Origin of the sequence: Clavibacter sepedonicus (genome assembly GCF_000069225.1) — a bacterium.
Classification (GTDB): Bacteria; Actinomycetota; Actinomycetes; order Actinomycetales; family Microbacteriaceae; genus Clavibacter; species Clavibacter sepedonicus.
Genome location: NC_010407.1, coordinates 2,159,973 through 2,172,912 on the forward strand (window position 1 = coordinate 2,159,973; position 12,940 = coordinate 2,172,912).

Below are 12,940 nucleotides of genomic sequence, written 5' to 3' on the forward strand. Positions count from 1 at the left end.
GGACGTCACGCGACGACACGGAGCCGGCCGCCGTTAGCCCCAACGGCGCACGAGCACCCGCTCCACGAGGCCCACGACGGCGTCGGTGACGGCGCCGAGCACCGCCAGCAGCACGATCGCGAGCAGCACCCGGTCGACGCGCCCGTTCGCCGAGGACTCCGTGAGCAGGTACCCGAGCCCCATCGACGCGGCGAGCAGCTCCGCCGCCACGAGGAACAGCCACGACTGCGCGAGCGCGAGCCGGAGGCCCGAGACCACAGCGGGCAGCACGGCGGGCAGCTGCACGGTGACCAGCAGCGGGATCCGCGTGAGCCCGAACGCGCGCCCTGCCTCCACGAGGTGCGGGTCCACGTGCCGGAGCGCGCCCGCGACCGTCGTGTACACGGGGAACAGCGCGCCGATGGCGACGAGCGTGACCTTGGAGTCCTCGTTGATCCCCATCCAGAGCAGGAGCAGGGGCACCCACGCGAGCGACGGCACGGTGCGGAACGCGCCCGCGGTCGGCGCGAGGAGGAGCCGGCCGACGCGCGACAGGCCGACGACGGCGCCGAGGACGAGGCCGACCGTGGCACCGAGCGCGAAGCCGAGCAGCACGCGCTGCAGCGAGATGGCGACGTACTGCCCGAGGATCCCCTGCTCGGCGAGCTGCACGCCGGCGCGCACCATGTCGAGCGGCGCGGGGAGCAGGTGCGGCGGGACCACGCCCGTGGCGGTGACGACCACCCAGAGCCCGACCACGATGGCGGGGACCACGAGGCCCATGGCGACCCGGAGGAGCGAGCGGCCGGTCGCGCGCCCCGAGGCGGGGCGGGCGACGCTGGCGCCGCCCGCGACGTCGGTGCCGTCGTCGTCCGGGACGCCGGTCCCGGAGCCGCGGACGTCCTCCCGCCCGGGCCGGATCGCGGTCATCCGGCCGACCCCGAGGCGGGATCGGCGGCCTCGGCGAACCGCGGCTCGAACAGCTCGTCGAGCGCTTCGTCGACCTTCCCCTGGTCGGGGACGTCGCCAGAGGCCACGAGGATCGGGCCGACGCGCTCCAGCACGGACCGCTGCGCGGCACCGGGCACGGGATCGACGCCCAGGTTCGTGCGGTCGATGACGGTCGATGCGACGGCCGGGTCGATCGCCGCGGCCTGCGCCAGGATCGCGGCCGTCTCGTCGGGGTGCGCGACGGCCCAGGCTCGCGCCTCCTCGTAGGAGTCGACGACGGCCTGCGCGAGGTCGGGCGACGCGTCGAGGAACGACTGCGTGGCGTTGAGGAACCCGTACGTCGCGAAGTCCACGTTCCGGTACAGCAGCGTGGATCCCGCCTCGGCCTCGCTCGCGGCCATGAGCGGGTCGAGCCCGGCCCACGCGTCGACCGAGCCGTTCTCGAGCGCGGCACGGCCGTCGGCGTGCTGGAGGTTCTGGATGGTGACGTCGGAGGCGGGGATGCCCGCCTGCTCGAGCGTCTGGAGCAGGAAGAAGTAGGGGTCGGTGCCCTTCGTCGCGGCGATGTCGGCGCCGCGGAGCTGGTCGACGCTCGTGATGGGCGACCCCTTCGGCACGACGATCGCGGTCCACTCGGGCTGCGAGTACACGTCGATGGTGCGGATGGGCGAGCCGTTGGCCCGGGCGAGGAGCGCGGCGGACCCGGCGGTGGATCCCACGTCGACGGCACCCGCGCGCAGCAGCTCGTTGGCCTTGTTGGATCCCGCGCTCTGCACCCAGTCGACCTTCACGTCCGACCCGAGCCGCTTCTCCACGAGGCCCTGGTCCTTCACGATGAGGCTCAGCGGGTTGTAGGTCGCCCAGTCGAGGGTGAGCGCGTCGGCGCTCCAGCCCGCGGGATCCGCGGACGCGCCGGCGGCGGGGGCGACGGACGAGCCCTCCCCCGCGGAGCATCCGGCGAGGAGCATCGCGGCGGCGCTCGCGAGCGCGAGGGCGGGGATGGATCTGCGGGGCAGGAGACGGGTCACGGTGGGTCCTCGGTGCGGTGTCGGGTGATGCGGGCGGTGGCGGTGGGTCGTGGCGGTGGGGGGTCGTGGTGTTGGGTCCGGCTCAGCGTGCCCGGTGGCCCGGGACGCCGAGCCCCTCGAGCAGCTCGGCGCGGAGGGCGGCGAGGGTCGCGTCCCCGCGGTCGCGCGGGCGGGCGCCCGGCACCTCGAGGAGACGGCGGACGGTCGCGCCGGGGGCGGCGCCCGGCGCGGGATCCGGCCCGAGCAGCACCACGCGGTCGGCGAGGTGCAGGGCCTCGTCCACGTCGTGCGTGACGAGGAGGACCGTGGTCGGGATCGCGGCGTGCACGTCGAGCAGCAGGTCCTGCATGCGGAGGCGCGTGAGGGCGTCCAGCGCCCCGAAGGGCTCGTCGAGCACGAGGACGCGGGGCCGCCGGGCGAGCGCGCGGGCGAGCGAGGCGCGCTGGGCCATGCCGCCGGAGACCTGCCGGGGACGGAGGTCGGCGGCCTCGGCGAGGCCGGTGAGCTCGAGGAGGTCCTCGACGCGGGCGTCGCCCTCGGCGCGCGGCACGTCGCGGGGCAGGCCGAGACGCACGTTCGCGCGGATGGTGCGCCACGGCAGCAGCCGCGGCTCCTGGAACGCGACGGCGGACCGCTGGTCGACGTCGCGCACGGGAGTGCCGTCGATGCGGATGGATCCGGTGTCGGGCCGGTCGAGCCCGCTCACCTGGCGGAGGAGGGTCGACTTCCCGCAGCCGGACGGCCCGAGGACGGCGACGACGTCGCCCGCGGCGAGGTCGAGGTCCACGTCGCGCAGCACGGTGCGCCTGGCGCGGGATCCGTCGCCGGCGAACGACCTGCCGACCCCGCGGAGCTCGATCGACCCGGCAGGCGACGCGGCGGACGCCTCCGCGGGAACGAGGGGAGCGGCGGCGGATGCGGCACGGGCAGAGGAGACGACGGACATGAGCCGACGCTACGACCGGCCGCGACCCCGCGTCTCGGACGCCGTCATGCGCCGACGCGCGCCGTAACACGGCGTCGCACGGCGCGTGCGCGACGCGCGCGTCATACCGCCACGCGCCGCCGGAGCACGCGCGCCACGCACATCGCTCCCGCGCCAAGGACGACGAGCAGCGCGCCGAGGGCCGTCATCCCCGCGTCCGCGGCCGGGCCGCCGGTCTTCGCGAGCAGCCCGGGCGATCCGCCCGCGCCGCGCGCGCCAGGATCCCTGCTCGCTGGGGCGGCCCGCGACGCGCATCGGTACGACCCCCGGCGCAGGGAGTGCCCGTCGGTGTCGGCGCCGTCCGCGTAGTACGTCGCTCGGGATCCGTTCACGCACGTCGCCACCGTGTCGATCGCGAACCCTTCGTCTTGGAGCGCCGGATCCGCGTCCGCGGGGGCCTCGAAGGCGGCCTCCCGTGCGAACACGCCCGATGCATCGATGGTGTACAGCGCCGTCCGCCCCGCGCACGCATCATCGCAGGCGACCCACATCGCACCGAGGTCCCGGTCGAACTGCACGTCGGCGACCACCGCGAATGGCGTCGGGATCGTCGCGATGAGCGCGTGGGTCCCGCCCGGCATCAGCGCGTACGCGTATACGGAGGCCGTGCCCTCGACGCCCACGAGGAAGAGCCCGCCCCCATGGCCGGGGTAGTCCGACGGCCGGTACGCGCGGCCGGTGCGCGCGTCGACGAAGCGGTGCGCGGTGAGGAAAGCGTCCGGGATCCACGTGACGCCCTCCGGGCCCGAGTTCGCGCCGAGGCCCGGCAGATCGTCTGCCAGGTCCCACTCATCGGTCGCGGCGAGCGTCGTGGCCGGACCTGACACGTCGTACCGCAGCACGGAGGGCCGGCTCACCGTCGGCCGGTCCTCGTCGCGCTCGGACGCCACGTAGACCCCGCCAGCGGAGGAGTCGTGGGCGACGGTCACGCCCTCGGCATCGACGGTCCCCGTGCCATCCGGAAAGCGGAGCGTGCGGCCGTCCCGCCACGCTGGCGACGGGTCCGACCGGCGTGACCCGTCCGGCTGCGCGAGCAGCCGGTAGAGCGTGCCCGCATCGTTCTCGACGCCCCAGAGGACGCCGGGGGCAGCCGTGCCGGACGGCTCGATGTCGAGGCCGCTCAGGCTGCCGGTGAAGGCGGCCGTGCTGTCCACCGGGGTGAGAGCGGGCGAGCCCGGCCACGGTCGCGTCGCGAGAGGCAGCGGGGCGGCGTTCGGCGCACCCTTTGTCGCGCGCGCCGTGTCGCCGAAGGAGCCCGTGCCGTCCGGGATCCGGCCGAGCGTCGTCGGCGAGTGGTGCGTCCAGCTGTGCTCGTCGATCACCGTGCCGTCGGGGGCCAGCAGGCGCACGGAGTCGGCGGACCCCAGGCCGAAGTCGAAGCCGGATGACCTGTTAGCCGCCTCCTCGATCACGAGGAACCGCCCTGGCTCGACGCGCGTGCCGCCGGGGATGACGTAGCGATGGGTCGGGTCGTCGTCCGTGAGGACGTAGCCGCCGAGATCGGCGGTCGCCGTGCCGGCGTCCGTCAGCTCGACCCAGTCACCCGGATCGCCGCCGTCCGACTCGATCTCGTTGATCCGCACGGAAGACGTGGGCGTCGCGGCGTGAGCTGCGGGGATGCCGACTGCCCCCACCGTCGCGAAGGCGAGGGCCGCGGCGAGGGTTGTGAGGCGCGTGACGGTCGAGGTCATGGGAGGCCTCCTCTCCCGCTCGAGAGTGGCAGCCCCTCGCGATCCGTGCCCGCCGTGTCAACAGCGGACGCCGGACCTAGGCCTGCGCCGCCGCGATCCGCGCCAGCATGCCGTTCACGAACGAGGCCGACTCGTCCGTGGACAGGGACGATGCGAGGTCGACGCTCTCCGAGATCGCGACGCCGTCGGGCACGTCGGCGTTGAAGAGGATCTCCCAGATGCCGATGCGCAGGATCGCGCGGTCGACGGCGGGCATGCGGGCGAGCGTCCAGTTCACCGAGTACGTCTCGATGAGCTCGTCGATCTCGTCCTGGTGCTCGACGAACCCCTCGGCGATCTCGCGCGCGTATGCCCAAGACGCCTGCCGGTCGGGCTCGGCCGCGGCGCGCTGCTGCTCGACCGCGAGGGTCGCGGGGATGGACTCGCCGCGGATGTCCGCGACGTAGAGGACGTCGAGGGCGCGCTTGCGCGCCTTGGTGCGTGCGCTCACGGGTCAGTCGGTGACGCGGCCGAGGTAGTCGCCCGTGCGGGTGTCCACCTTGACGCGCGTGCCCTGCTCGAGGAAGAGCGGGACCTGGATCTGGTGCCCGGTCTCGACCGTCGCGGGCTTGGTGCCGCCCGTCGAGCGGTCGCCCTGCAGGCCCGGCTCCGTGTACGTGATGGTGAGCACGACCGACGCGGGCAGCTCGACGTAGAGCCCCTCGCCGTTGTGCAGCGCCACGGTGACGTCCTGGTTCTCGAGCATGAAGTTCTTCGCGTCGCCGACCTGCGCGGCGGACAGCGTGATCTGGTCGTAGTCGCTCGTGTCCATGAACACGAAGTTCTCGCCGTCGGCGTAGAGGTACTGGAAGTCCCGGCGGTCGACCGTCTCGGTCTCGATCTTCGCGCCCGCGTTGAACGTGCGGTCGACGACCTTGCCGCTCATCACGTTCTTGACCTTGGTGCGCACGAACGCGCCGCCCTTGCCCGGCTTGACGTGCTGGAACTCGATGACGGTCCACAGCTGGCCGTCCATGTTGAGGACGACGCCGTTCTTGATGTCAGCGGTAGAGGCCATGCGGGGAGGGTCCTTGCCTGTTCGACGAGCGGGAGGTGCGGCGTCGGTGCGGCCGCACGGGGATGCCGTGCGCCGACCTGTGCGGGCGGCGGGGCGAACCGAGGGTTCAGCCTAACGGGTGCCGGTCACGACGTGCGCGAGGGCCAGGAGGTAGGACCCCTGCCCGAGGCCCGCGATGACGCCCGTGGCGACGGGCGAGATGACGCTCTGGTGCCGGAACTCCTCCCGCGCGTGCGGGTTGGAGATGTGCACCTCGATGAGGAGGATGCCGGCCTTCGTCACGAGCGCCGCGGCGTCGCGGAGCGCGTACGAGTAGTGCGTGAAGGCGGCGGGGTTCATGATCACGGGGGTCCGGGCGTCGACGGCCTCATGAAGCCAGCCGATGAGGGTCGCCTCGTCGTCGGTCTGCCGCAGGTCGATCTCGACGTCGTCGGGCGCGAACGCGACGAGCTCGCGGCGGAGGTCGTCGAGGGATCCCGTGCCGTACACGTCGGGCTCGCGGCTGCCGAGCCGTCCGAGGTTGGGGCCGTTGAGGACGAGCACGCGTGTCATGCGACCAGCCTAGGTGTACTGGGTCATGACGTTGGTGACACTCGGGCCGCGGGCGTGAGCCCGTGGCTTGAGTGGATTCGTTCAGTGTTGTAGTGCTCGATGAAGGGGTCAAGCGCGTCGGCCCGGTGTTGGTTGCTGGTGAAGGGTTGCCGGTAGGCCCACTCGGTCGCGAGGGTCCGGTTGAAGCGCTCGACCTTGCCGTTCTGCCAGGGGCAGTGCGGGCGGATGAACTTCTGCCGCGCGCCCAGGTCCTGGACGGCGTTCTTGAACGCGGTCGAGTGCCGGTAGGCGAACGCGTTGTCCGTGATGACCCGCTCGATCCGGGTGATCCCGCGCCCGGCGAAGTACGCCGCTGCGCGGGTCAGGAACCCGGCCGCGGTCGCGCCTTTCTCATCGGGATGGATCTCCGCGTAGGCGAGACGGGTGTGGTCATCGACCGCGGCATGGACGTAATCGAACCCGATCCCGCGGCCGCGGACCTGCTCGCTGCGCCCGTGGACCCGCCAGCCGCCTCCGTCCGGGATCCTCCCGAGCTTCTTCACGTCCACGTGGATCAGATCACCCGGATGCTCGTGCTCATACCGGTGCGCCGTTGACCGGGATGCCCGGATCACGGCCCCGGTGACGGGGTCCAACCATGCCAACGGCGGCGCCCCGTGCCGGCGCAGGATGCGGGAGATCGTACGGGATGGAACACCTGTCACCGGCGCCAGCCGCGCAGGACCCGCCCGCAACTGGGCCCGCGCTTCCAGCACGGCCCGTTCCCGCTCCGGGCTCGTTCGCCTCGGTACTGACCGGGGCCGCGATGACCGATCCGTCAGCCCTCGCAGCCCCTCGGCACGGAACCGGTTCACCCATCGATGCGCGCACTGCCGCGACACCCCCAGCTCCCGCGCGACGTGCGCGACCGGCCGACGATCCTCCACCACCCGCCGCACGAGGAGAACCCTCCCGTGAACCGTCAGACGAGCATTACCGTGGGACATCGAGGCCTCCTGGCGATGGTTGAACTGAACAGCTCCATCAAGCCAGGAGGCCTCTTCACACGCCCCGAAGTGTCACCAACGTCACGGCCGAGTACACCTAGCGCGCCCCGTCCCAGTCCGCGTAGGGATCCCACCCGCCGAGCGCCGTCTGCGGCCCGGCGTACGGCGCGCCATCGACCGTCACGGCCGGACCGTCGGGACCGGCGTGCGCGACCACGCCGATCGCGCGGAACGGATCCGGCAGCGCCGCGCCCGCCGGGAACGCCGCGACCAGCGCGTGGTCCTCTCCCCCGGTGAGCACGAGGTCGAGCGCCGCGGGCGGCGGCGACGGGTGCGCGGCGGCGACGCGGCGCGCGTCGTCGGCGAGGGCGGCGGATCCGAGGTCGATGCCCACGCCGCTCGCGCGGGCCATGCGGCCGAGGTCGAGGAGGAGGCCGTCGGAGACGTCGAGCATGGCGGTCGCCCCGGCGCGCGCCGCGTCGACCCCCGCCGTGAGCGGCGCGACCGGCGCCAGCTGCGCCTCCACCGCGGCCGGGTGGGACACCCGGAGCGTCCGGGCGAGGGCGGCGTCGGGCACGGGCACGCCGTCCGCGTCGGGGCTCCTGGCCTCGTCGAACAGGAGCCGGACGCCGGCCGCGGCCATGCCGAGCGTGCCGGCCACCGCGACCACGTCGCCGGGTCGGGCCCCCGAGCGCAGCACGGGACCGCGCCCCTCGAGGTCGCCCGTGGCCGTGACCGTGATCACCAGCGCGTCCGAGACGGACAGGTCACCGCCCACGACGCCGCAGCCGGGGGCCTGGAGGCGGCAGCCCTCGCGGAGCCCGTCGGCGAGGGCCTCGAGCTCGGCGACGCGCGTGCCCGCGGGGGCGGCGATGGCCACGAGGAGCGCGGTGGGCCGGGCGCCCATGGCGGCCACGTCGGCCAGGTTCGAGGTCGCGGCGCGCCGCCCGAGGTCGTGCGGCGTCGACCAGGCGAGGCGGAAGTCGGGGCCCTCGATCATCATGTCGGTGGTGATCACGAACCGGCCGTCCGGGGCGCGCACGACCGCGCAGTCGTCGCCCGGGCCCACCTCGGCGTCGTCCGCCTCGGGCAGGTGCGGGAGGATCCGCGCCAGTGTCGCGAGCTCGCCCGCGCTCCCGAGCGTCGCGTCGTCGTCGGCCGGGCCGTCGGTCGGGACGTCGGCCGCGTCGACGCGGCTCCGTCCGGAGCCCCCGTCGGTCGGATCCGCGTCGGAGGGCGTCCCAGGAGTCGTCACGACTGCCACGGTAGCCTGATCGCGATGACTCCCCGCCGCCCCGCCCGCGCCCTGCGCACCGCCGCCGCAGCCGCCGCGTGCGGCATCGCCCTCCTCCTCGCCGGCTGCTCCCCCACGGTCTCGCTCGAGGCCGCGCCCGGCGCGACGGACCCGCTCTGCGCCGACGTGGTCGTCCACCTCCCCGCCACGCTCGGCACCGCGCCGCTGCGCGAGACCGACGCGCAGGGCACGGGCGCATGGGGCGACCCGCAGAGCACCGTGATCCTCCGCTGCGGCGTCGCGACGCCCGGCCCCACCACGGACGCGTGCATCAGCTACGACGACGTCGACTGGGTCGAGGACGACTCGCGCGCCCCCGACATCCGGTACACGACCTACGGCCGCACGCCCGCCGTCGAGGTCGTCATCGACTCCACGCAGGCGAGCTACACCGCGCTCACCGACCTCAGCGGCGTCGTCGCGGTCATCCCGCAGACCGCGAAGTGCGTCAGCGCGCAGGACCTCGGCGACGCGCCGCCTCCGGGGAGCTGACGGGAAGGCCCGCGGGCTCCGCGGATCCCGTCCGCCCGGCCGCGACCGCGCGCCGCGCACCGCGCTCGTGCAGCGCCAGCCGACCGGTGCGCCACCAGCGCAGCCACGGCAGCTCGCGCGGCCAGTGCACGGTCAGCGACGCCATGCCCCGGCTCATCCGCAGCGGCAGGGTCGACGGCGCGGTGAGGGGCCGCATGCTGATCTGCATCCGCAGGTGCGTGTCGAGCACGATGCGGTGCTCGGGCCCCAGGTGCACCGACAGGTCGATGTCGTCGTGCAGGTGAGTGCCCTCGCGGTGCACCTCGTCGCGGACCTCGAGCCAGGCGTCCCGGCGGAGCGCGAAGTTGGATCCGAACAGCGGCGGGTGCCCGAGCGCGAGCGTCACCGACCCGAAGTAGGCGCCGAGGTAGGAGACGGCCGCGATGCCGCGGAGCGCGCGGGGGCCGTCGAGGAAGCGCGCCGCACCCGTGACGGCGGCGACGTCGGGACGTGCGGCGAGCACGTCGCCGAGGCGCTCGATCCAATCGGCGGGCGGCACGCAGTCGGCGTCGAGGCGGGCGATGACCTCGTGGCGCGCGGCGTCGTAGCCGGCGGACGCGGCCGCCGGGATCCCCACGACGGGCTCGTGCACGACGCGCGCACCCGCGAGGCGCGCGAACTCGGCGCTGTCGTCGCTGGATGCGTTGTCGACCACCACGACCTCGTCGGGCGCCACGGTCTGCCCCGCGAGGGCCTGGAGGCACGCGCGCAGGTGCCCCGCGTCGTCGCGCACGGGGATGACGACCGAGATCGTGGGGCGGGCGGTCGACGGGCCGCGCCCCGACACGGTGCTCCCGAGCCGTGCCGGACGCGACGCCCCTGGGCCGCCGCAGGCCCGGTCGCCGAGCCGCACGAGCGGACCGGGTCGGGCGTCGGGACGGAGGCGGGGCCGGGCGACGGATCGTCCTAGGAGCATGCGTCCGAGCCTAGGCTCATCGCCCGGGCGTGACCGGCCTCAAGCGCGGGCGGCATCCGCCTCCCACGCGAGCGCCACGTCCAGCAGGCGGGAGATGAGGTCCGGGTACGCGAGGCCCGAGGCCTCCCAGCACGCGGGGAACATCGAGATGGGCGTGAAGCCCGGCATCGTGTTGATCTCGTTGAGCACGAAGCCGTCCGCCGTGAGGAAGAAGTCCACGCGGGCCAGCCCGCGCGCGTCCACCGCCCGGAAGGCGCGGATCGACAGCTCCCGCAGTTCGGCGAGCTCCGCGTCGGTCATGTCGGCGGGGCACACGAGGTCGATGCCGTCCGCGCCGAGGTACTTCGCGTCGAAGTCGTAGAAGTCGCGGCCGGACACCACGATCTCACCCGCGACGGATGCGCTCGGCGCCCGGCCCGGACCCTCGTCGAGGATCGCGCACTCGACCTCGCGGCCGACGAGCCCCGACTCGACGAGCACGCGGTCGTCCTCGCGGAACGCGACCTCGAGGGCGGCGTCGAGCCCGTCAGTCGCGACGACGCGGCTGACGCCCACGCTGGACCCGGCCCGCGCGGGCTTCACGAACGCCGGCAGCCCGAGCGCGGCGGCACGCTCACGGACGCCCGCGGGGTCGGCGGCCCACTCTTGACGCGACACCGTGGTCCACGGCGCCACCTCGATGCCCGCCGCCCGCAGCACCGTCTTCGCGTAGTGCTTGTCCATGCCGAGCGCCGAGGCGAGAACGCCCGACCCGACGTACGGCAGGCCGGCGAGCTCGAGCATGCCCTGGACCGTCCCGTCCTCGCCCTGCGTGCCGTGCAGGATCGGGAACACGACGTCGACCGGGCCGAGCGACCGCTCGGTGCCGTCCGCGTCGCGCACCGTGAGCTCGCGGCTGCCCGCGTCCTCGGGCCAGCGCACGCGCGAGCCGTCGTCGACGACCTCGGGCAGGGCCGCGGCGTCGAGCGCGAGGGCGGATGCGTCGTCCTCCTGCAGCGTGAAGGCGCCGCGGGGCGTGATCCCCACGGGGATCACCTCGAACCGCTCCCGGTCGATCGCGCCCAGCACGCCGCTCGCGGTCGCGCAGCTGATGGAGTGCTCGCTGGAGGTGCCGCCGAAGAGCAGCACCACCCGGATCCGTGCGGTCATGGTCACTCCCCCTGGGGCGTGTCGTCGTCGGTGGTCAGGTGCGGCGCGATGTCGCGCGGCGACAGCGTGCCCGCCAGCACCTGCGACACCTGCTCCACGATGGGCATGAGCACGCCGCGCTGGCGGGCGAGCTCCAGCACAGGCGCCACCGAGGAGAGCCCCTCGGCCGTCTGCTGCATGCTCTTCACGACGTCGGTGAAGCTGTAGCCCTGGCCGAGCAGGCGCCCCGCGGTGTTGTTGCGGGACAGCGACGACTCGCACGTGGCGATGAGGTCGCCGAGGCCCGCGAGACCCGCGAGCGTCTCGGCGCGGGCTCCGTAGGCGACCGAGAACGCCGTCATCTCGGCGAGGCCGCGCGTGATGATCGACGCCTTCGTGTTCTCGCCGTAGCCGACGCCGTCGACGATGCCCACCGCCACCGCGATGAGGTTCTTGAGCACGCCGCCGAACTCCGTGCCGATCACGTCGGTGTTGACGAACGAGCGGAAGTAGGCGCTGCGGGCGATCTTCGCGACGCGCTCCGCGGTGGCCTGCTCCGCGGACGACACCACGACGGCGGTGGGCTGCTCCCGGGCGATCTCGAGCGCGAGGTTCGGACCCGAGGCCACCGCGATGCGCTCCGGACCGATGCCGAGCACCTCCTGGATCACCTCGCTCATCCGGAGGCCCGTGCCCTTCTCCACGCCCTTCATGAGGCTGACGACCACGGCGTCCTGCGGGATCAGGTCGCGCGCCGCCTCGAGGTTGGCGCGCAGCGTCTGGCTGGGCACGGACACGAACACGTCGGTGGCACCGGCGAGCACGCGCTCGAGCGACGGGTGCGCCGAGAGCCGCTGCGGCAGGTTGATCCCCGGCAGGTAGTCGCTGTTGCGCTTGGCCTCCGTGATCTCCCGGGCGAGCTCGGGCCGGCGCGCCCACATGACGACGTCGCTGCCGCCGTCGGCCATGACCTTGGCGAAGGTGGTGCCCCAGCTGCCGGCGCCGAGGACGACGACGCGGCGCCGCTCCCCGCCCTCGTCCGGGTCGGGCGTCGATGCGGCGGGTGCGGGGGTCGGGCTCGCGGTCGCGTCACTCAAATCGGCCGGTCTCCTTCTGGTTCTTGGAGCGGGGATCCCACCGCTCGGTCGGGGCGGTCTCGCCGCGCAGCTCCTCCACGAGCTGGGTGATGGCGGCCATGACGACGGCGGTCGCCTCGGTGAGGGTCGCGGAGTCGAGGCTGCGGTCGCGGAAGCGGTCGAGGTCGACGGGCTCGCCGATGACCACGTGGACGGTGGTGCGCGGGAAGAGCCGGACGCGCTTCGAGTAGCGGCCCATGAGCTGCTGCGTGCCCCAGTGCGCGGCGGGGATCACGGGGATCCCGGCCTGGAGGGCGAGGCGCACGGCGCCGGTCTTGCCGCGCATGGGCCAGAGGTCGGGGTCGCGGGTGAGCGTCCCCTCGGGGTACACGACGACGATGCGGCCGTCGCGCGCGAGGTCCGACGCGGCCTCGATCGCCTGGCCGCCGCGGACGCCGCCGTCGCGCTGCACGGGGATCTGGCCGGAGCGGCGGAGGAACCAGCCGACGACCGGCACGTCGAAGAGCGACGCCTTGGCAAGGAAGCGGGGCAGGCGCCCGAGCTTCCAGGCGACGGCACCCATCACGACGGGGTCGATCTCGCTGTAGTGGTTCGGCGCGAGCACGTAGGAGCCCGTCCGCGGCAGCCGCTCGGGGTTCCGGATCTCGAACCGCACGGCCGCGTTGAGCACCGGCAGGACGAGGGCCGCCAGCACCCAGAAGATCGACGGTCGGGCCTTCTCGTTCGCCATGGATCCTCCGGTCGG

Annotated in this window: 14 protein-coding genes; 1 reads left to right on the forward strand and 13 read right to left on the reverse strand. The window is 74.0% G+C overall.

Going from position 1 to position 12,940, the window contains the following annotated elements:
• Nucleotides 1-33 precede the first annotated feature (33 nt).
• The 9 genes from CMS_RS10070 to CMS_RS10110 form a co-directional block, all read right to left on the reverse strand.
• Nucleotides 34-909: an ABC transporter permease gene (locus CMS_RS10070; protein ID WP_012299358.1), complete on the reverse strand. Its 876-nt coding sequence runs from the start codon at nucleotides 907-909 to the stop codon at nucleotides 34-36.
• Nucleotides 906-1,958, reverse strand: a complete 1,053-nt coding sequence (locus CMS_RS10075) for an aliphatic sulfonate ABC transporter substrate-binding protein (RefSeq protein ID WP_012299359.1) — start codon at nucleotides 1,956-1,958, stop codon at nucleotides 906-908. The genes CMS_RS10070 and CMS_RS10075 overlap by 4 nt, the downstream gene beginning before the upstream one ends.
• Before the next feature lie 82 nt (nucleotides 1,959-2,040).
• Nucleotides 2,041-2,904, reverse strand: coding sequence for an ABC transporter ATP-binding protein (locus CMS_RS10080; RefSeq protein WP_041464607.1), 864 nt, complete (start codon nucleotides 2,902-2,904; stop codon nucleotides 2,041-2,043).
• A 101-nt stretch (nucleotides 2,905-3,005) separates the two neighbouring features.
• Nucleotides 3,006-4,634 (reverse strand): lamin tail domain-containing protein, encoded by a 1,629-nt coding sequence (locus CMS_RS10085; RefSeq protein ID WP_012299361.1) that lies wholly within the window; start codon nucleotides 4,632-4,634, stop codon nucleotides 3,006-3,008.
• Between the two features lie 76 nt (nucleotides 4,635-4,710).
• Nucleotides 4,711-5,124, reverse strand: coding sequence for a transcription antitermination factor NusB (nusB, locus tag CMS_RS10090; RefSeq protein WP_012299362.1), 414 nt, complete (start codon nucleotides 5,122-5,124; stop codon nucleotides 4,711-4,713).
• Between the two features lie 3 nt (nucleotides 5,125-5,127).
• Nucleotides 5,128-5,691, reverse strand: a complete 564-nt coding sequence (gene efp / locus CMS_RS10095; RefSeq protein ID WP_012038481.1) for an elongation factor P — start codon at nucleotides 5,689-5,691, stop codon at nucleotides 5,128-5,130.
• Between the two features lie 111 nt (nucleotides 5,692-5,802).
• The gene (locus tag CMS_RS10100) at nucleotides 5,803-6,243 is read right to left on the reverse strand and encodes a type II 3-dehydroquinate dehydratase (protein WP_012299363.1); all 441 of its coding nucleotides are present in this window, start codon (nucleotides 6,241-6,243) and stop codon (nucleotides 5,803-5,805) included.
• 23 nt (nucleotides 6,244-6,266) lie between these two features.
• Nucleotides 6,267-7,229 carry an IS481-like element IS1121 family transposase gene (locus CMS_RS16640; RefSeq protein ID WP_012296866.1) on the reverse strand — a complete coding sequence of 321 codons (963 nt, stop codon included), beginning with the start codon at nucleotides 7,227-7,229 and terminating at the stop codon, nucleotides 6,267-6,269.
• A 97-nt stretch (nucleotides 7,230-7,326) separates the two neighbouring features.
• Nucleotides 7,327-8,484 carry a thiamine-phosphate kinase gene (locus tag CMS_RS10110; RefSeq protein ID WP_012299364.1) on the reverse strand — a complete coding sequence of 386 codons (1,158 nt, stop codon included), beginning with the start codon at nucleotides 8,482-8,484 and terminating at the stop codon, nucleotides 7,327-7,329.
• A gap of 24 nt (nucleotides 8,485-8,508) precedes the next feature.
• Between CMS_RS10110 and CMS_RS10115 the strand changes: the two genes are divergently transcribed.
• Nucleotides 8,509-9,015: a DUF3515 domain-containing protein gene (locus CMS_RS10115; protein WP_012299365.1), complete on the forward strand. Its 507-nt coding sequence runs from the start codon at nucleotides 8,509-8,511 to the stop codon at nucleotides 9,013-9,015.
• Here CMS_RS10115 and CMS_RS10120 read toward each other — a convergent pair.
• The 4 genes from CMS_RS10120 to CMS_RS10135 are packed head-to-tail and all read right to left on the reverse strand — an operon-like array spanning nucleotide 8,972 to nucleotide 12,925.
• Entirely contained in the window at nucleotides 8,972-9,970 is a 999-nt protein-coding gene (locus CMS_RS10120; protein ID WP_086935907.1) for a glycosyltransferase family 2 protein, read from the reverse strand. The genes CMS_RS10115 and CMS_RS10120 overlap by 44 nt on opposite strands.
• A gap of 39 nt (nucleotides 9,971-10,009) precedes the next feature.
• Nucleotides 10,010-11,119 carry a D-alanine--D-alanine ligase family protein gene (locus CMS_RS10125; protein WP_041464608.1) on the reverse strand — a complete coding sequence of 370 codons (1,110 nt, stop codon included), beginning with the start codon at nucleotides 11,117-11,119 and terminating at the stop codon, nucleotides 10,010-10,012.
• A gap of 2 nt (nucleotides 11,120-11,121) precedes the next feature.
• On the reverse strand, nucleotides 11,122-12,195 hold the full coding sequence (locus tag CMS_RS10130; RefSeq protein ID WP_012299368.1) for an NAD(P)H-dependent glycerol-3-phosphate dehydrogenase: 1,074 nt from the start codon (nucleotides 12,193-12,195) through the stop codon (nucleotides 11,122-11,124).
• The gene (locus CMS_RS10135; RefSeq protein ID WP_041464993.1) at nucleotides 12,188-12,925 is read right to left on the reverse strand and encodes a lysophospholipid acyltransferase family protein; all 738 of its coding nucleotides are present in this window, start codon (nucleotides 12,923-12,925) and stop codon (nucleotides 12,188-12,190) included. The genes CMS_RS10130 and CMS_RS10135 overlap by 8 nt, the downstream gene beginning before the upstream one ends.
• Between the last annotated feature and the right edge of the window lie 15 nt (nucleotides 12,926-12,940).